At 31.9% G+C, this 18,144-nt stretch carries 16 protein-coding genes; 8 read left to right on the top strand and 8 right to left on the bottom strand.

What is annotated here, in order from left to right; translation table 11 throughout:
* Positions 1 to 5: 5 nt before the first annotated feature.
* Positions 6 to 863, bottom strand: a complete 858-nt coding sequence (hisG, locus tag D1818_RS00560; RefSeq protein WP_118455336.1) for an ATP phosphoribosyltransferase — start codon at positions 861 to 863, stop codon at positions 6 to 8.
* 335 nt (positions 864 to 1,198) lie between these two features.
* Between hisG and D1818_RS00555 the strand changes: the two genes are divergently transcribed.
* Both D1818_RS00555 and D1818_RS00550 read left to right on the top strand, forming a co-directional pair.
* Positions 1,199 to 2,113 carry an OmpA family protein gene (locus tag D1818_RS00555; RefSeq protein WP_118455334.1) on the top strand — a complete coding sequence of 305 codons (915 nt, stop codon included), beginning with the start codon at positions 1,199 to 1,201 and terminating at the stop codon, positions 2,111 to 2,113.
* A 12-nt stretch (positions 2,114 to 2,125) separates the two neighbouring features.
* Positions 2,126 to 2,617, top strand: coding sequence for a hypothetical protein (locus D1818_RS00550; protein ID WP_118455332.1), 492 nt, complete (start codon positions 2,126 to 2,128; stop codon positions 2,615 to 2,617).
* Positions 2,618 to 2,669: 52 nt separating this feature from the next.
* Here D1818_RS00550 and D1818_RS00545 read toward each other — a convergent pair whose 3' ends face one another.
* From D1818_RS00545 to D1818_RS00525, 5 genes are all read right to left on the bottom strand, one after another.
* Positions 2,670 to 4,877 (bottom strand): ATP-binding protein, encoded by a 2,208-nt coding sequence (locus D1818_RS00545; RefSeq protein ID WP_118455330.1) that lies wholly within the window; start codon positions 4,875 to 4,877, stop codon positions 2,670 to 2,672.
* 239 nt (positions 4,878 to 5,116) lie between these two features.
* Positions 5,117 to 5,932 (bottom strand): prohibitin family protein, encoded by an 816-nt coding sequence (locus D1818_RS00540; RefSeq protein ID WP_118455328.1) that lies wholly within the window; start codon positions 5,930 to 5,932, stop codon positions 5,117 to 5,119.
* A 23-nt stretch (positions 5,933 to 5,955) separates the two neighbouring features.
* Complete coding sequence (locus D1818_RS00535; RefSeq protein WP_118455326.1) at positions 5,956 to 7,986, bottom strand: VWA domain-containing protein; 2,031 nt, start codon at positions 7,984 to 7,986, stop codon at positions 5,956 to 5,958.
* Positions 7,987 to 8,148: 162 nt separating this feature from the next.
* The gene (gene fabG, locus D1818_RS00530) at positions 8,149 to 8,895 is read right to left on the bottom strand and encodes a 3-oxoacyl-[acyl-carrier-protein] reductase (RefSeq protein ID WP_118455323.1); all 747 of its coding nucleotides are present in this window, start codon (positions 8,893 to 8,895) and stop codon (positions 8,149 to 8,151) included.
* 315 nt (positions 8,896 to 9,210) lie between these two features.
* Positions 9,211 to 9,543, bottom strand: coding sequence for a hypothetical protein (locus D1818_RS00525; RefSeq protein ID WP_118455321.1), 333 nt, complete (start codon positions 9,541 to 9,543; stop codon positions 9,211 to 9,213).
* A 238-nt stretch (positions 9,544 to 9,781) separates the two neighbouring features.
* Here D1818_RS00525 and D1818_RS00520 point away from each other — a divergent pair, with 238 nt between their 5' ends.
* Positions 9,782 to 10,762, top strand: a complete 981-nt coding sequence (locus tag D1818_RS00520; protein ID WP_118455319.1) for a Gfo/Idh/MocA family protein — start codon at positions 9,782 to 9,784, stop codon at positions 10,760 to 10,762.
* Positions 10,763 to 10,861: 99 nt separating this feature from the next.
* Here the strand turns inward: D1818_RS00520 and D1818_RS00515 are convergent, their stop codons facing one another.
* Complete coding sequence (locus D1818_RS00515; protein WP_118455317.1) at positions 10,862 to 11,701, bottom strand: DUF2911 domain-containing protein; 840 nt, start codon at positions 11,699 to 11,701, stop codon at positions 10,862 to 10,864.
* Between the two features lie 120 nt (positions 11,702 to 11,821).
* Between D1818_RS00515 and D1818_RS00510 the strand changes: the two genes are divergently transcribed.
* The 5 genes from D1818_RS00510 to D1818_RS00490 all read left to right on the top strand — a co-directional run bounded on the left by D1818_RS00510 (position 11,822) and on the right by D1818_RS00490 (position 15,607).
* The gene (locus D1818_RS00510; RefSeq protein ID WP_118455315.1) at positions 11,822 to 12,484 is read left to right on the top strand and encodes an MIP/aquaporin family protein; all 663 of its coding nucleotides are present in this window, start codon (positions 11,822 to 11,824) and stop codon (positions 12,482 to 12,484) included.
* A gap of 139 nt (positions 12,485 to 12,623) precedes the next feature.
* Positions 12,624 to 13,118, top strand: a complete 495-nt coding sequence (locus D1818_RS00505) for an SRPBCC family protein (protein WP_118455313.1) — start codon at positions 12,624 to 12,626, stop codon at positions 13,116 to 13,118.
* A gap of 20 nt (positions 13,119 to 13,138) precedes the next feature.
* Positions 13,139 to 13,837: an SDR family NAD(P)-dependent oxidoreductase gene (locus D1818_RS00500; RefSeq protein WP_118455311.1), complete on the top strand. Its 699-nt coding sequence runs from the start codon at positions 13,139 to 13,141 to the stop codon at positions 13,835 to 13,837.
* A 1-nt stretch (position 13,838) separates the two neighbouring features.
* The gene (locus D1818_RS00495) at positions 13,839 to 15,146 is read left to right on the top strand and encodes a deoxyribodipyrimidine photo-lyase (RefSeq protein WP_118455309.1); all 1,308 of its coding nucleotides are present in this window, start codon (positions 13,839 to 13,841) and stop codon (positions 15,144 to 15,146) included.
* Between the two features lie 95 nt (positions 15,147 to 15,241).
* Positions 15,242 to 15,607 carry a SnoaL-like domain-containing protein gene (locus D1818_RS00490; protein WP_118455307.1) on the top strand — a complete coding sequence of 122 codons (366 nt, stop codon included), beginning with the start codon at positions 15,242 to 15,244 and terminating at the stop codon, positions 15,605 to 15,607.
* A gap of 64 nt (positions 15,608 to 15,671) precedes the next feature.
* On the opposite strand, the gene D1818_RS00485 is transcribed toward D1818_RS00490, so the two are convergent.
* A complete protein-coding gene (locus tag D1818_RS00485) occupies positions 15,672 to 18,086 on the bottom strand; it encodes a T9SS type A sorting domain-containing protein (RefSeq protein WP_118455305.1) in 2,415 nt (804 codons plus the stop codon).
* Positions 18,087 to 18,144: the final 58 nt, after the last annotated feature.

Below are 18,144 nucleotides of genomic sequence, written 5' to 3'. Positions count from 1 at the left end.
ATTAACTATAATACCATTTTCTCAATTGGGCATACCAAAATACCTTCTGCTCCTTCTGCTTTTAATTCATCCAGAATATCCCAAAACTTGTTTTTTTCTACTACTGTATGAATTGAACTCCACCCTTTTTCTGCAAGTGGCAAAACCGTTGGGCTACGCATTCCCGGTAAGATATCTACAATACGATCAATTTTATCATTGGGAGCATTAAGCAATACATACTTAGAAGCTCTCGCTTTTAGCACTGCTTGTATTCTAAATTGTAGCTTTTTTAGAATTTCTTTATTCTCATTACTTATACCTGGAGAAACTGCTAATACAGCTTCAGACGTGAGCATAATCTCTACTTCTTTAAGATTGTTTTTAAACAATGTACTACCACTAGATACAATATCGCAAATAGCATCAGCTAAACCGATGTTTGGAGCAATTTCTACAGATCCGGAAATCTGGTGTAGGTCAGCAGAAATTCCTTTTTCTTTAAGATATTCGTTTACTGTATTCGGATATGATGTAGCTATTCTTTTCCCATCAAGATCTTTAATGGAATTATACTCTACATCTTTCGGAACAGCGAGAGATACTTTACACTTAGAAAAATTTAGTCTTTCGGCTATAGCGATATCCTTACCTTTTTCGACTAGAACATTTTCTCCAATAATAGCAATATCTACCACACCATCTCTTAGGTACTGAGGAATATCACCGTTACGAAGGAACATCACTTCCATTGGGAAATTTCTAGTAGCTGCTTTTAGTTGGTCTTTTCCGTTATCAATAGAAATTCCACAATCTTTTAAAATCTGAACAGAATCCTGGTTAAGTCTACCGCTCTTTTGAATAGCAATTTTAATTTTTGACATTGTCTTTTTTGTTGTTGTGTTTGATCAGTTCAAAACAAGCTTTAAAATAAAAAAACCCGTTTGAAAATGCTCAAACGGGTTATTATATATGATTAACTTATACACATATCAACTTACCACGCCTGTGCGGAGATGTAAGAATGATGATGATGTATAAGAATATTTCTCATGTTTTTTGTAATACTTTGCGAATGTATAAAAAATATTTTTTTCTGAAATGCATTTCAGCTTAAATTTTTGCTATTCATCTTTTTTAGCGATATAAATCGCTCAATCATAATCAATTAATTAAAACATTTTTATAACTTTAAAAGACTAACACTAATCATCAATATATGAAAAATTTAATTTCGTTCTTTGTTTTTATCCTTTTCTCCTTACTGGGAATGTGGTGGTACTACTCCTGTAACTGGTGTCTTGGGGATAGAAATAGAGGATCTTCTATTGTAGAAGAACAAATTGATCCTGAAGCCGAAGCAAAAGCAAAAAAGGCTTATGAAGATAGTTTAGCACTAGCTCATGGCTTTTATGCTAAGAATAATCAAAACACTGATGTTTTTAGATATCCTGAAAATCTTCAAATTAACAACTCTGACTTTACAGTAAATATCCCAGATGGCATTGGAGGTTTTGAAAATAAAATAGCTGGTTATCTTGGACAAAATCAAGGTCAGGAATTAATCATTTCTGGTTATGAAACCTCAGAAGAACAAAAGAAAGATACATTAGCAGGAGTGTCTAGAGCAAATTTTATAAAAGATATCTTAGTTAACGCTGGAATAAACGGGGATCGTATTGTTACTAAAGCGAAATTATACACTTATAATTATGACACCAACGGATATTATAATGGTGGCATCCTTCTAAACTTTCATAAAATAGACGAGTCTAGGTTAAAAGAAGTTGAAAAAGGCATTGCAAATAGGGTTTTGTATTCTGATTTTGGATCCAAAGAATTTAAACCTGACGCTACATTATCAAATTATGCATTAGAACTCAAAACTTATTTAAACAAGTATCCAAACAAGAACGTACTACTTGTGGGACATACCGATAATGTAGGCGACGAGAATGCGAATCAATATTTTGGTTTAGAAAGAGCTAACAATGTTAAAAACTACCTAGCTTCTCAAGGCATTCCTATGGAGAAACTTACAACAGAATCTAAAGGAGAGTCAAATCCTATTGCTCCAAATGATACAGAAGAAAACAGAGCAAAAAACAGAAGAATAGAAATAACCGTAAACTAAATAACTAAAAATATGTTAGATTTTTTAAACGAAGCAAATTGGTGGTGTCTGCTACTATTATTATTAATTGCATTTTTATTAGGATGGTTTTTATCAAAATGGGCGCTCAAAAATAAATATCAAGAAAAATTAGACCAATGCCTTAGAGAAAAAGAAAAACTAAGAAATGGAAATTTCAAAAAGGCGAATACTACATTTTCAAAACCTATTTCAGTTGAAACTGATGATACCGCAAAAGCAATTACATCTGGTGAAAAACCTACATTAAATTTTGATAGTTTTGGAAAAGCAGATGCATCAGAAAAAGATGATCTAAAATTAATTAGCGGAGTAGGTCCTTTTATAGAAAAGAAGTTAAACAGTATTGGAATATATACTTTTGATCAAATAAGCAAGTTTACAAAAGAGGATATAGATACTGTAACTGATTTGATACAGTTTTTTCCAGGTCGTATAGAACGTGATAACTGGTCCGCTCAGGCTGAAAAACTAAAAAATAAGTAATTGTAATGCAATAGTAACTCACAACCTAGTAATAGCCTTTATGGATTATAGTTCATAAAGGCTTTTTTGAGTTTACCAATGTATCAAAGAGCCTATCTATTTGTAAGGGTTTCCACAAAAAACCATCAAAATAAGTCAAATAGTCTTTATTATTTGCCGCCGTTACATCTGCAGTAAGAGCATAAATAGGTGTATGTTGATTTTCGTTTATAGAGTTTCTGATATTCTTTGTCGCATCAAAGCCGTTCATTTCTGGCATATGGATGTCCATTAAAATAAAATCAACCTTTGTCTTTTTTGCAATCTCTACGGCGTCGTATCCATTTTTTACACGCTCTATTTTCACTCCCCATTTTTTAAGCAATTGACCCATTACCAAGGCATTTACCTCATTATCTTCTGCAAGGATTGCTGTCTTACCCTTTAATTGATTTGTTTGCTTTTGATCGATCCGAACTGTCGCTTTAGATCGTTGTAACACTAACTCGAATTGAAAGATTGAACCTTTGCCTTTTTTACTAGTTAAAACTACATTGCTACCATATAACTCTACAATTTTTTTAACAATAGCTAAACCTAAACCTGTACCTCCATTATCTCTAGTTAAAATAGTTGAAGGTATATAAAAACTATCGAAGAGTTTGACTTGTTCGTCTTTAGCTATTCCAACCCCTGTATCTTCTACAATAAAAGATATTGTGTCCATATTTCCTACTGAAGATATTAACTCAATATCTATAGCTACAGATCCCTTATTTGTGTATTTTATCCCATTACTTACAAGGTTTCCCAAAATTTGAAATAGCTTGGTTTCATCAAGGATATAGAATTTATTTAGAGTAACATCTATATTAACATTCAATTCTATGCCCTTTTCGAGAGCCATTCCTAAATAAGTTTCTCTAATATTATTAATGAGCTCTTCAAAGTTAACCGCGTGCATTTCTAATTCCATCTTATCAGAATCCAACTTAGAAAAATCCAAAATATCATTAATAATACGCATTAAATTTTTTGACGAAAACTGTAAAGATGTAAGTAATTTTTGATCATCTGCATCTGCCCTTTCTTTAAGCATTGAAATAATACTTGTCACAGCATTCAGTGGAGTTCTAATTTCATGGCTCATAGCCGATAAAAACGATTGCCTCATTTTTGCCGTTTCTTCAGCTTGTTTTTTCTTTATTGTAATAGCTTCTTTTTCGCGTTTCAGGTTTTCTTCTTGCTGTTCATATTTCAAAGTCGAAATACGTTCATAATTTTCGATAACTTTTACCGTCTGAGAATTAACTGAAGCATCTTTCTCTACTAAATAACTTTCAAGATATCTTAAAGCCCTTTTGTGGTTATTTTCTTTACTATATATTTCATAAAGAAGATGACTGGCTTTAAATTTTGTTCTGGACAGGTTATATCTTTCTCCAAAAGTTACCACTTCTTTCAGTATCACCTTGGCTTTCTCATTCTCTCCTGTTTCAAGATATAATTGAGCGAGTTTATGTTTTGTCATTCCTATACCAAAAACATCATTAAACTTTTCATGAATACTCAATGCTGCCAAATAATCAGCTCTAGCCTCTTCATACTTTCTATTGTAATTATATACCTTACCACGACCATAAATAGCAAAAGCAAACCCTCTATCATCTTTTGTTTCCCTTTTAAGTGCTATAGATTTATTAATAATCTCTAAAGCTTCTTTAGGTTTGTCATTTTTAAGCAACATTCCAGACATTGGATTATAAACGTTGGATTCAAGATTTTTATTATTACATTTTTTTGCAGTTTCAATTGCTATTCTATAGGCCTCAAAGGCGTTATTTTCATCTCCTAAAATTTCATAAATAGTACCTAATGATTTTTGAGTACGTGATTGATTATGCCAATCATCATACTTTTGGTAAATAACCAAGGCGTCAATAAGATATATCATCCCAAGATGATAATTGTTTGTTTTATAATGTATTCCAGCAATACTATATTTAGCATCTGCAATTCCTCTATCATCTTCTAAAGATTCGAAACATTCGATAGCTCTTTCAGCAAAAGACAATGCTTTACTCCCTTTTCCGCGAATCATGTTATATAACGAAAGCATATTTAAGCTTTTACCAATATATCTATCATCTTGTATTTTTTCACTTAACTCCAATGCTTCTGTCGCGAGCTTTACACTATCCTTCAGATTGTTAACCCTAAGCTTAAAGGATTCATCAAGTAAGTTGGTGATTTTAGATATAGAAATATCCTGTTTGTTCATACGGATAGCGATGTAGCGAAATTCTGATTAGAAAAATTAACAATTATTAACAAGGCTAAAATACATTTTTTTAAACTAAATGCTATAAACCCGTATTTTCATAAAGCGTAAACAATAGATAAAAAGGCAGTTAGATATTATTACCTAATTGATTCATAAGCATAAAAAAACCATCATATAATATTCACATATTATATGATGGTCTTAAATTTAGAAGATATACTAGATATACCTTTTTTCTATTGATTTCCTAGAATTAAAGGCATTCCATCTTTTCCGGAACCTACAATTACTACTTTAGAATTAGAAGATTTTGCCAACTCTAAAGTGGCTTGAATTCCTTTTTCTTTAAGAATTTTATCCGTTAACGAAGCACTAAGGATTTGATTAGCAATTGCCTTACCTTCTGCATCAATTTTTTGTCTTTCTGCTTCCTTTTGAGCTTTTGTTAATTTGAACTCATACTCTAAGGATTCTTGTTCTTGCTTTAACTTACGTTCAATTGCCTCTTTAATAGTTGGCGGTAAAGTTACATCACGCACCAATACTTCATTAAGTTGTACATATTGATCTCCAACAATTTTTTTAGTCTCTTCATAAATTTCTTTCTGAATAACATCTCTTTTACTAGAGTATAATTGCTCTGGTGTATATCTACCTACCACACTACGTGCTGCAGATCTTATCGTTGGTAATAATATTCTTTGCACATAATTTTCTCCTTTTTGTTGGTGTAGTAATCCTAATTTTTCATATTGAGGTTGAAACCACGCTGATGCATCTAATTTTATCTCCAGACCGTTAGAAGAAAGTACTTGCATTTTCTCAAAAACTTCTTGCTGCCTTACTTCATATACAATCACTTTATCCCAAGGCAACACTAAGTGAAAACCTTCCCCAAGGGGTGCTTCATCAGTTACAACTCCTCCGCCAAACGTTTTATAAAGCACTCCAGCTTCTCCGGAGCCGATAGTGACTGTAGATTTTGAAATAAAGACAATTGTCAGTACAATAATAATTAGAATAGGTAACCCTATTTTAGGTAATTTTTCCATGATAAATGTTTAGTTTTAAATTTTTAAATAAGCCCATTATATTTTCGCATAAACCACTCTACAGCTAGTAAAAATATTATAATTGCTAAAAGATATTTCCAATCTATTAAAGATACGATATTTTCTTTGCTCTTCTGAATTGCCTGATACCTTTGATCCTCAATCAGATCACGAATCAAAACACTATTTTGATCCATAAAATAAGCCTTTCCTTCAGTATTAGTCGCTACTTGTCTTAGTTTCGTTACATCTGCATTCAATAATTGTTGTTCTACATCATAATCTAAAATGCTAAAACTTCCGGAGCGTGATATATTTTCACCTGTAACTATTACAGTATAATCATAATTACCAGATGACAAACTACTAAGATCAGCTTCATACGAGTTGTTTTTTAGTAACATCGGTATTGTCTGAGATGTTTCTCTATCTTTATTTTTAACAACTATATTTAGGCTTCCTCTACGATCAAACTCATAGTTTTTCGTAAAATACTCTGCTTTGATCTTAATACTGGCATTTCCATAATAGAAAGATTCTGAAATAGTATTTAATCTACTTTTCCGTTTATTAGAAGCTAGATATTGTATTAACTTTCCAAAAAAATCATCGAAACTTTCAAAATTCTTATTATCAAGATAATTCTGGGCCCTCCATCTCCATATACCTTCACCCAATAAAACTGCTTCTCTTAGTCCATTATCCTCTATAGTAACCAACATAGGTTCATTTGTAGTAATATTACCTACATTTCTTTCTAAAAGTACATCGTGAGAAAAATCAACATTTATTTCGCCAAAGGTTCCAATCAATGGTGGATATCCTTCAAAACCGATATTTTCTGCTAGAAATGTTCCGTAGTTAGCATTAAATCTTGGTAAATAATATTCTGTTTGTCTGGTAATTTCTTGCCTGTATTTATTCTGAATCTTATTAAGAAATGCCCAGTCAGTTTTAGCACCAGTAATCGTAAACCGATTTTTTCTAACATTTTCTATTTTTTCATAAACACCTCTAAATCTGGCATTGGGTTGATATAAAATGATCAATTGATATTCATCAATATCTTTTACTTCGGATGGCTTAATAATAGTAAGACTTCTACGTTCATTACTTTCTACACTTTTTTTGATCGTGCCTAAATCCGGATGAGTCATATCACTAATCAACAGTATATTCGTTTTCTGATCAATGACTTCTACTGCAAAATCCTTGCTGTTATTGACTTTATTCTTTTCATTATCGACAGGAATAAGCGTAGCATTATATTGTAACACACCAGCATTACTAGCCGCTAATGTAAAATTGATTACTTTAGAATTATTCTCTTTAGAAAAAGAAACCGGTTGAGAATATATCATATTTCTACCCGATTTTACTTCAAACCGAGTGTTTATATTTTCAGTTCCAGAATATGTAAGAATGACCTCTACTGGAAACTTATTTTTAAGATATGCATATCTATTTACATTAAGCTGTTGGATTTTAGTATCGGTTACCTTTATAGTATCTCCAGCTATAACCGGGTAAATCTGCTGTTTATAAGCATTACTTCTAAATTGATAATCTCGACCATAAGTTTGATTACCATCTGTAACTAATATTGTAGGAGCATTAGAGTTTTTATAAATCTGATCCAGATTATCTAACGCCTTAGAAATATTTGTTTGTTTCTGATTAAAACTAAGGCTTATGGTATCCTTTAAATCATCAGAAAAAGAATAGTACTTTATATCAAATCGTTCCTTAAGCTCTTTATTTGTTTGGATCTGGTTTACAAACTGTGATACTTGTTGATCTTGATTAAGATGTTTTATTGAAGAAGAATTATCAACTGAAACTACTAATGTTGGTTTTTCTGTATAATATGTATTTTTTCGAAATGTTGGGTTAATTAATAAAACCAGTAATGCGAATACGCTTAGAAAACGTAAAAAAGCAAAGAACAAGTTCCTTTTGGTTCTGTTCTTTGCCTTATACATATATTGGAATAGCGCTATAACTAATGCAATTATTCCCGCTATTATGATCAATCCTATATTTTGTGTCTGCATTCTTATTAATTACGATGTAAACGTTCAGTTTTACAATTTTTCACTTTCCATATTTTTTAAGATAGTCAATTACAAACCTGAAAATAAAAACATTTAATTAAAAAGGTCTTAAACTTATTAAAAACTATTCGAAAATCGTTAATCGTAATTCTAGAGTTTGATTTAAGTTAGCATTCCGCCGTCTACATTAAGAACTTGTCCAGTTACATATCCACTTAGATCACTAGCTAAAAATAGACAAGCATTTGCTATATCTTCTGGAGCTCCTCCTCGTTTTAATGGTATTGCTTTTCTCCATTCATCAACAACTTTTTCATCCAGTTTACCTGTCATTTCCGTCTCAATAAAACCAGGAGCAATTACATTGCTACGTATATTTCTGGAACCTAACTCTAAGGCCACCGACTTAGAGAAACCGATAATACCAGCTTTTGAAGCTGCATAATTAGCTTGACCAGCATTTCCTTTTACCCCAACCACAGAACTCATATTAATAATACTTCCACTGCGCTGTTTCAGCATTGTTCGCTGTACCGCCTTGGTCATATTAAAAACACTTTTAAGATTAACTTCGATAACTTTATCAAAATCTTCTTCACTCATTCTCATAAGTAAATTATCTTTTGTGATACCTGCATTATTGATCAGAATATCTATACTTCCGAAAGTTTCCAGAACATCCTTTACCAAGCTTTCAGATTCTGCGAAACTGGCAGCATTACTTTGGTATGCTTTAGCTTGAATACCTAAATCATTTAATTCTTTTTCTAAATCTTTTGCCGCATCTACTGAAGAACTATATGTAAATGCTACATTCGCACCCTGTTTTGCAAAAACTTGTGCTATTCCTTTTCCGATACCACGAGTAGCACCTGTGATAATGGCAGTTTTACCTTGTAAGAGATTCATTCGCTCTATAATATTTTTTTGGTTACACACCATGTATATATGATATGTATGATTTTGTGTTTTCAAATATAAGAATTACTGAGAGGTCACCAACAATAAACTCTTTGATTTATATTAGGTTTTATGCACGACAACCTTATTAAGCCCTTTACTATAAACAATAAGAAGTGTTTTATTTCATTAAAGAACTGAGTGTTATGGTAATTATTACAATTAAGAGATCCTATACAACAGTTGAATTACTCAATAATTATATAAAAAAAACCTCGATTTAATACATATCGAGGTTTTTTTATAGCGTTTAAGTTTTGAATACTAATGATGTACAACAGCTTCAGATCTATATGAATACATGTTTTTTTGAAAACTATGATACTTTTTCATTGCCGCGAAAACCTCATCTCCTATTTCTTTTGAAAACTTTACAGAATCTTTTAATAAATCTGCAGCCCTATTAATGGTTTGTTTTAATCTACGCCCACTATCATCCAACTCCAAAAATTGTTTATGCATATCTGGAGTACACGGTTCACAACGATAAGAATGCAATTCAATAAGCATTCCTGAAAGCTCTTCTTTCATTCGACTTAATCTAAGTGTATGTGTCTGACGAGTTGGTAATTCTTTTGGGGTAGTTTGATTTTTCATAATGGTTTGGTTTTAAAGGTGAGTGTCTTAAATTTACCAAGAATTAATAAGACCTCAAAAAAAACTGCTGGTATATACACATGTTTTATATTTATGTTAAATAATTAAACGATTTACAAAAGAATCATCATTAAATGCTAATTTAAATCTCATAAATCTCAATTATATAATTCAAAATAAATAGGGAAAATACCCTTTAAAATTTATAAATACAATCTAAACTATTTTATAAAAATCAATGAATCAGAAAAAAAACTTTAAATGGGGAATCATTGGATGTGGCAAAATTGCGCATAAGTTTGCTGAGGACTTAATGACTATACCAAATGCTATATTATATGCAGTAGCTAGTAGGGATTTAAAAAAAGCTAAAGATTTTGGAAAAGCATATAATACCTATAGCTGCTACGGAAGTTACAAAGAACTCGTAACAAACCCCGAAATAGATATCATCTACATTGCAACTCCTCATGTTTTTCACTTCGAAAACTCGTTAATGTGCCTTACTCATAAAAAAGCTGTTTTATGCGAAAAACCTTTTGCCATGAATACAAAACAAGTAAAAGAAATGATTACTGTCGCAAAAAACAACGATACATTTCTAATGGAAGCCCTATGGACTTATTTCCTACCTCATTACAAGTATGTTTTAAATATCATACAATCTAATGAACTGGGCAAAGTAAAAAATTTAAAAGTTGATTTTGGTTTTGCTAGCACTTATGATACTGAAAATAGATTGTTTAACAAAAAACTTGGCGGAGGAAGCCTACTAGATGTTGGAATCTACCCTCTATTTGCTGCGCTAAGCATATTAGGATATCCCGAAGAAATCGAAGCGAATGCTACATTTAATGAAGATGAAATAGATGAAAATTGTTCTATGCTACTCACTTACAAAAACAACACCCTAGCATCTTTATATTCTTCAATTACAGAAAAAACAAATACTGAAGCTATCATTGAATTAGAAAACGGAACCATTACTATTAACAGTCGTTTTCACGAACCTTCTTCTGTTACCATAACACGAGATGGAATTCAGAAATTACATGAATTTACAGCAAACACAAATGGTTATAGCTTTGAGGCAATTCACGTACAAGAAATGCTAGAACAAGGCAATAAAGAAAGTACCATTATGACTTTTGATAAAAGCCTACAATTGATTCGTTTGCTGGATACTGTAAGAGATAAAATTAACTTGTATTACGACTAGATTAAAAATCTATTCTTTCTAAATAATGATTAGACCAGTACTAAAAAAAGCGCTCTTATGATAAGAGCGCTTTTCAATTTGTGTGAAAAAAAAGAGTATTTATTTAGCTCCCCACTCTGCAAGGGAGTCTTTGTTTAATTTTACGTAGTCAGCATTTTTAGCTTTCTCTGCTAACTCTAACGAAGTTTTAGCCGCTTTTATTGCACCTGCTTTATCTCCGGTTTTAGCAAGAATTAAAGAATGTTGTCTGTGATACCAGAATGCATCTGCTCTACCAGCAACAGCCTTTTCAATATGTTGTTTAGCCTTAGCATAATCTTCAGTGTCTTTATAAAACACTGCTGCCTGATAATGATCATTAGCAGATGGTCCAGCCATTACAGTTTCAATACTAGCAGCCGCTTTTTCCTTAGCAGGAACATTTATTTTTACGGCAGCTTCTGTTTTTTCCCAAACAAAATTCAAATGAGCACTATCCATAGTGAAATCACTAAACATAATCGTAAAAGTCTCTACATTAAATGGTAATGTATTTGATTTCACTTTTACTTTAGCAGCTACCTTACTGTCATCCCACTCTCTTGGTGTTCCCCAGTTATTTGCATCACTATAAAATATAACTTCCCAACTTTCTTTTCCTGGATTTGTAAAAATAGCATATGTTCCTTTTTTAAGTTCAGCATCTCCTATTTTAACATCATCACTGAAAGTAATCTGAGTATTTTTATTAGCTCCCGTTCTCCATAATTTATCATAAGGAACCAAGTTTCCAAAAATGCTACGTCCTTTCATACTTGGACGTGAGTATTCAACAGTAACATCTGTTAAACCTACTACTTGTTCTATTTTAGAAGAAGGACTAGGCTGAGGTGTTTTTATCTGAGCTTCTATTCCAAAAGATAGTAATGCAACAGATACGAATAAGATGATCTTTTTCATTGTGTTTAAATTTAGTCTATTAATTAGTTTACTAAAGACGAAATTAACAATTACACATACATTAAGAGTTAACAAAAACTTAAAATAAGGAATGCTATATTTGCCATCATTTCTAATTGTATGAGACGTAAATATATATCAGAGGTTATTGGTACATTTTCCATGGTATTTTGTGGTACCGGCGCAATGACTATTAATGAAATAACTGGAGGGGATGTTACTCATGTGGGTATTGCTGTTACTTGGGGACTTGTAGTTATGGCAATGATCTATGCCTTTGGCGATATTTCAGGAGCACACTTTAACCCAGCGGTAACTATTGCTTTTGCCTATGCTAAAAAATTTGAATGGAAAGAGGTTCCTAAATATATTGTAGCGCAATGTATCGGCGCAATTGCTGCCAGTAGTATTTTGCTTTTTCTATTTCCCGAAAGTGAATTTCTAGGAGGAACATTACCTTCATTTGATGATCTTAGAGCATTTATTTTAGAATTACTCCTTACCTACTTTTTGATGTTAGTCATTATTAATGTATCAACCGGATCAAAAGAAGTAGGTATGATGGCTGGAATAGCAATTGGAGGTGTTGTGCTTCTAGAAGCTATGTTTGCCGGCCCTATGACCAATGCTTCTATGAATCCTGCAAGATCTCTAGGACCCGCATTATTATCTGGACATTGGGAACACCAATGGTTATATATGATTGCTCCAATAATTGGAGCAATATTAGCTGTGATGACCTGCAAACTTATCAAAGCAGATAACTGCTGTAAAGAGTGTTAAGCACTAAGTAAGATTTTTATCCTAAGTAATAAATAAAAGATAGAAACTACATAAATTACAATTTTATTTATTGTTTAACATTTACCTTTAAAAGATTAAACAAAATCATTGTACCTTTATCCTGAAAAAGAGGTGCAACATGAAAATATATACACTAAAAGCTAAACAAAACTTACCAATTTCTCTTCAGGAAGCTTGGGATTTTCTATCAGACCCAAGAAACTTAAAGACTATCACTCCAGATTATATGGGGTTCAAAATTTTATCTGGTGCGGATAGAAAAATGTATTCTGGACAAATCATCCAATATATCGTTACTCCTGTCGCTGGTATAAAAACGAAATGGGTTACTGAAATTACTAATGTTGTAGATAAAGAGTATTTTGTAGATGAGCAACGTTTTGGTCCTTACGCACTCTGGCATCATAAACATTTTATTAAGGAAATTCCGGGAGGCGTAGAAATGGAAGACATTATTGATTATAAAGTACCGTTCGGAATTTTAGGACAGCTGGTACATCCGTTTTTGGTTAAACCAAAACTAAAAGAGATATTTAATTACAGAGAAAAAAAACTAATCGAAATGTTCGGAGCTTTCGATCATACAACAGAAAAGAAAGTCGAACTAGTTTAATTATTTAGAAATTATACAAAATGAGAAAAAATATTTTACTTATTGGTGGTAGCCACGGTATCGGATTTGAAATCGCATTAAAATTATATGACAAACATAACATCTTTATCGCTTCTCGTACCTCTGAGAACTTAGGTAATCTAGAAGTCACTCATATTCCGTATGATGCATCAACAGACGAAATTGATGCTTCAAAACTACCTGAGCAGCTAGATGGTTTTGTATACTGCCCTGGAAGCATAAACCTCAAGCCTTTTAAAATGCTAAGTCCAGAAGTCTTTCAGGAGGATATGCAAATAAATTTTATGTTTTTAATAAAAATCATGCACTCTATCCTTCCTCAATTAAAAAAATCAGATCAAGCAAGTATAGTTTTCTTCAGCACTGTTGCCGTAAAAGTTGGTATGCCTTTTCATACAAGTGTAGCTGCTGCAAAAGGTGCGATAGAAGGTTTTGCAAAAGCATTAGCAGCAGAATATGCACCTAAATTTAGGGTAAATGTAATTGCACCTTCATTAACCGACACACCATTAGCTGAAAGACTTTTAGGTAATGAAAGAAAACGAGAAAAAATGGATGAACGCCATCCTCTTAAACGTGTTGGAGAAGCAGAAGATATTGCTAACATTGCAAAATTTTTATTAAGTGATGATAGTAGCTGGATTACAGGGCAGGTATTAGGTGTGGATGGTGGAATGTCTACATTAAATGTAAATTAGAATGTTTGAAAAAGTAAATATCTTCTGGTTCAGAAGAGATCTAAGACTTGATGATAATATAGGATTTCTTGAAGCTCTTAAAGATGACCTACCTGTCTTACCAATTTTTATATTTGATAGTGAAATACTAGATAAGCTTCCCGAAAATGATGCCAGGTTGTCTTTCATACACGAGACATTGCAAAATATATCTAAGGAATTGCAAGATAATCATAATAGCTCTATTGCCTTTTTTCACGATAAACCTTTAGAAGTTTTCAAGGAATTAATCGAAGATTATGATGTCAGAAAAGTCTACACAAATCGAGATTATGAGCCATATGCTAGAGAAAGAGATGAATCAATCAAAAAATTGCTCGAGGATAATGCTATTGAATTTAAAACCTATAAAGATCAGGTTATATTTGAGAAAAGCGAAATTGTAAAATCTGACGGAAACCCTTATGTCGTTTACACTCCATATAAGAATAGATGGAAAGAGGAATTTGATAGATCAAAGTTAAAAATTCATCATACCAATCCGTATTTAAACAATTTGATCAAAAACATTCAACTACCAAACCTATCATTATCTGATATAGGATTTAAAAAATCACTAATTAAAGTATCAGACTATCTTGTAACCCCTTCTCTTATTGATAATTATGAAGATATGCGTAATTTTCCCGCAAAGAAAAACGGTACTTCAGGGTTAGGTCCTCATTTACGTTTTGGTACTGTGAGTGTTCGAAAAATGATAAAAAAAGCTATCGCAGAAAAAAATGAAGTTTTTTGGTCAGAACTGATATGGCGCGAGTTTTTTATGCAAATTCTCTGGCACTTTCCTCACACTAATAAAAAAGCATTCAGACCAAAATATGATCGTATAGAATGGCGGAATAACGAAAAAGAATTTGAAGCTTGGAAAAATGGCAAAACCGGTTATCCATTGGTGGATGCAGGAATGCGACAGCTTAATGAAACCGGTTGCATGCATAACCGGGTAAGAATGTTAGTTGCTAGTTTTTTATGTAAACACCTATTAATTGATTGGCGTTGGGGGGAATCATATTTTGCAGAAAAACTGTTAGACTATGACATGTCAGCTAATGTAGGTAATTGGCAATGGGCAGCAGGTTCTGGTGTGGACGCAGCTCCTTATTTCAGAATTTTTAACCCTACAACGCAAATAACTAAATTTGATAAAAACCACGAATATATCAAAACTTGGATTAAAGATATTAATGAACTAACATACCCACATCCCATTGTAGATCACAAAGAAGCGAGAGAACGTTGTCTTAAAATCTATAAAGAAGCTGTTTCATAATAATCAAATTATAACATTTCTTTAAAAATATAAATTGAAGTTTTTTGTAATTTAAGGGCGTTACAATCAATTATAAACCAATAAACTTCATACAAATGAATACACAAGAAGTAGCCAATCGTTTAGTCGAACTTTGCCGTAAAGGTGAAAACATGCAAGCTTTAAAGGAACTGTACGCTGATAATATAGTCAGCAAAGAAATGCCCGGAGCTCCAAATGCTGTAGTTACAGGAAAAGAAGCTGTTACCAAAAAAAGTCAGGATTGGTATGCAAGTGTAGAAGAATTTCATGGTGGAGAAGTTTCTGAGCCTGTTGTAGCAGAAAATCATTTTACTTGTAAAATGAAAATGGATTGCACATTTAAGGGACAAGGACGCATGCAGATAGAAGAACTAGCCATCTATAATGTAAATAATGGTAAAATAGTAGAAGAGCAATTCTTTTACTCTATGCCTAATTAAAGTTAAAACAAAAGGATTACTTGATTCTTAAGTAATCCTTTTGTTTTAAGGACATCAATCTAGTTTATTTAATTAGAATCTTAAACTTATCAATTGAATCTCCAGAATCAATATGCAGAAAGTAATATCCTGTGGACAATTCTGTAGATAATTTTAATTTATCACCAGAAAAATTATTTATACTGTATATTTTTTGCCCAAACAGTGAATACACGTTTATTTCCGCCTTATCAAGATTTTTATTAAAATTAATTGTCTTATTCTCTGAAACAGGGTTTGGAAATACATTTAAATTATTCACTTGCAGTTCATTTTCTTCTATACTAAGAGTGCTCACAAAATCAGATACTGGAATTGATATTATTCCCGAGAAATAATTGCTCCCGCTTCCAAAAGTTATCCAAGCTTCATCATTAACGACTATGTTCTCATCGATAAAAGTTGTATAAAAATCTTCTTTAAGATCATATAATTTTTCGTAAGCTTCTTCCTCAAATTTATAATACCCATCCCAAGTGAAGCCCAAAAACGGAACCCCTTTATAAAAGGCAATTTTTCTATTCCAATTTTGATTAGGTAAATCATTTGAAGGTTTAGGATAGTGAGCTATAAAGTCTACCCCATCAAAAAGGGCTAGTTCTTCAGTATATCCCAACCACATAATGTCGTTCTCATCAATACTGATATATCTTAAATATTCTGTACTATTAGCTTCATCAATATTAGGATTGTCTATTCTAACAAAACTATTGTTTTCTATTCTGAACAGCCCTCCTCTATTCACACCCCAATTATCCCTATTAGCAACATAGGTAACTCCATTTTTATCAGTAACCATATCTCTAATAATAAAAGATAATGCTGAGACATCCATCTGAGTAAAGGTTTCTTCCTCCACATTGAACTTCAAAAACCCCGGATTATCTCCCATAAATATATTGGTTCCATCAAACGTTAAATGCCTAGAATAATCATAAGACAAATTACTTGGAATCTCATAAAAAGACCATAATTCATTTTCTAATTTAGATAAATATCTATCATTTGTAACAACCCATAAAACATCATTCTGTGCCATGTGCATTGCCGTAATTGTTTTGAAATCAAAATGTTCTGGCAACGTAACTTTATCCCAATTAACCCCATCAAACTTTGATAATCCGCTATATCCGCCTGCCCATACATTATCTTGAGAATCTTTTTCTATAACCGTTACTCGCGAGGGGATTTCCTGAAGTATTCCAAATTCTGATATTCCGGTTCCATCATAATATCCCATGCCTTCAATTGTCCTAAAGAACAAGTCTCCATTTTTGTTTATTATTTCAAAAACAATGCTCTCTGTTGAAGCTAAAAAAGACACCTCATTTGTTTCATTAATACGGCTAACATTATACTCTGCGAACTTTTCTGATTTATGGATGAAATGTAATTCACTATTTCCAGGAGTAAAATCAATAATACTATAATAAGAACTAGATAGTACTGTCCTAGAAAACATTCCATTATTCTCTTCAATATATTCTAAACTATCCGAAGAATCATTATTTATAAACCACAGCCTATCATTTGAACCAATTTTCATCTTACCAGTAATCGAGCTAGTGTGATTATTAAGATAGAAAAACTGAGCAGATGTAATTCCATCATTAATTGGAAATGCAAGAACTCCATCAATTAATGAATCATCAGCATCCGTAGAGTCCTTTCTTTCAAACTGACAATAAACATTAGAATTACTATCTGCAACTATATTTGTGATTTTCACCGGAGAATCGGTATAATCATATGCAATGGTCTGCAAACCATTATCAAAATAATACGAACCTACTTTATAATTCTCAGAACAGCATTGAGTTGAATTTTCTTTTACGAAAAATACTGAGTTAGCTTCATTTATATAAATACTTTTTATTATAAAATCTGATTCTGAAACAACAAACCAAGAATTAGCATTGTATATAGCCATTTTATCATTATCGGATTGATAAATAACAAACATCTCGTTATCTTTTGTTACAACCTTATTGTAATCATAGATAAAACTCTGACCTGTATTGCCCCTATCGTGTATAACTATTTTATCTGAATACGTTAACCAAACGGTTCCATCTTTTGCTAAAACAAAATCTCTACAATACTCGCCCTCTTGATTTATTTTAACAAACTCACTATTGGATTGTTTATATACATTATCATCACCATCAATAAACCAAATATCATTATCCAAATCTAACAATACTTTTTCAAAAGGCAGCATTGCACCTATATCTTCGTTAGAATAGATTGTGTGATCATTTGGATAATTATCTAGGTTAAATTTAAAGATCCTATCATTATGTATGGAAACCATTAAGTTATCTTCATAATCAATATAAACGTCATTAGCTTTATTTGGATTATAATAATGACTTAGCTCTTGTGAAAAAGAATAGAAAAATGAACAAGTCAATAAAGTTGTAAGTAGTATTTTTTTCATATTTTGGGTTTTTAGGTTGCGAATATATTAATAACTAATAATTAGTTACCAAACTAAT

This window comes from Aquimarina sp. BL5, from assembly GCF_003443675.1.
Classification (GTDB): domain Bacteria; phylum Bacteroidota; class Bacteroidia; order Flavobacteriales; family Flavobacteriaceae; genus Aquimarina.
This window is presented reverse-complemented; position numbering and strand designations above follow the sequence as displayed.

Bases quoted from the DNA above. Each gene is read 5' to 3' on its own strand.
- D1818_RS00550 (WP_118455332.1), top strand. From the start codon at position 2,126: ATGTTAGATTTTTTAAACGAAGCAAATTGGTGGTGTCTGCTACTATTA.
- D1818_RS00485 (WP_118455305.1), bottom strand. From the start codon at position 18,086: ATGAAAAAAATACTACTTACAACTTTATTGACTTGTTCATTTTTCTAT.
- D1818_RS00555 (WP_118455334.1), top strand. From the start codon at position 1,199: ATGAAAAATTTAATTTCGTTCTTTGTTTTTATCCTTTTCTCCTTACTG.
- D1818_RS00510 (WP_118455315.1), top strand. From the start codon at position 11,822: ATGAGACGTAAATATATATCAGAGGTTATTGGTACATTTTCCATGGTA.
- D1818_RS00490 (WP_118455307.1), top strand. From the start codon at position 15,242: ATGAATACACAAGAAGTAGCCAATCGTTTAGTCGAACTTTGCCGTAAA.
- fabG (WP_118455323.1), bottom strand. From the start codon at position 8,895: ATGAATCTCTTACAAGGTAAAACTGCCATTATCACAGGTGCTACTCGT.
- D1818_RS00525 (WP_118455321.1), bottom strand. From the start codon at position 9,543: ATGAAAAATCAAACTACCCCAAAAGAATTACCAACTCGTCAGACACAT.
- hisG (WP_118455336.1), bottom strand. From the start codon at position 863: ATGTCAAAAATTAAAATTGCTATTCAAAAGAGCGGTAGACTTAACCAG.
- D1818_RS00505 (WP_118455313.1), top strand. From the start codon at position 12,624: ATGAAAATATATACACTAAAAGCTAAACAAAACTTACCAATTTCTCTT.
- D1818_RS00495 (WP_118455309.1), top strand. From the start codon at position 13,839: ATGTTTGAAAAAGTAAATATCTTCTGGTTCAGAAGAGATCTAAGACTT.
- D1818_RS00520 (WP_118455319.1), top strand. From the start codon at position 9,782: ATGAATCAGAAAAAAAACTTTAAATGGGGAATCATTGGATGTGGCAAA.
- D1818_RS00540 (WP_118455328.1), bottom strand. From the start codon at position 5,932: ATGGAAAAATTACCTAAAATAGGGTTACCTATTCTAATTATTATTGTA.
- D1818_RS00515 (WP_118455317.1), bottom strand. From the start codon at position 11,701: ATGAAAAAGATCATCTTATTCGTATCTGTTGCATTACTATCTTTTGGA.
- D1818_RS00535 (WP_118455326.1), bottom strand. From the start codon at position 7,986: ATGCAGACACAAAATATAGGATTGATCATAATAGCGGGAATAATTGCA.
- D1818_RS00545 (WP_118455330.1), bottom strand. From the start codon at position 4,877: ATGAACAAACAGGATATTTCTATATCTAAAATCACCAACTTACTTGAT.
- D1818_RS00500 (WP_118455311.1), top strand. From the start codon at position 13,139: ATGAGAAAAAATATTTTACTTATTGGTGGTAGCCACGGTATCGGATTT.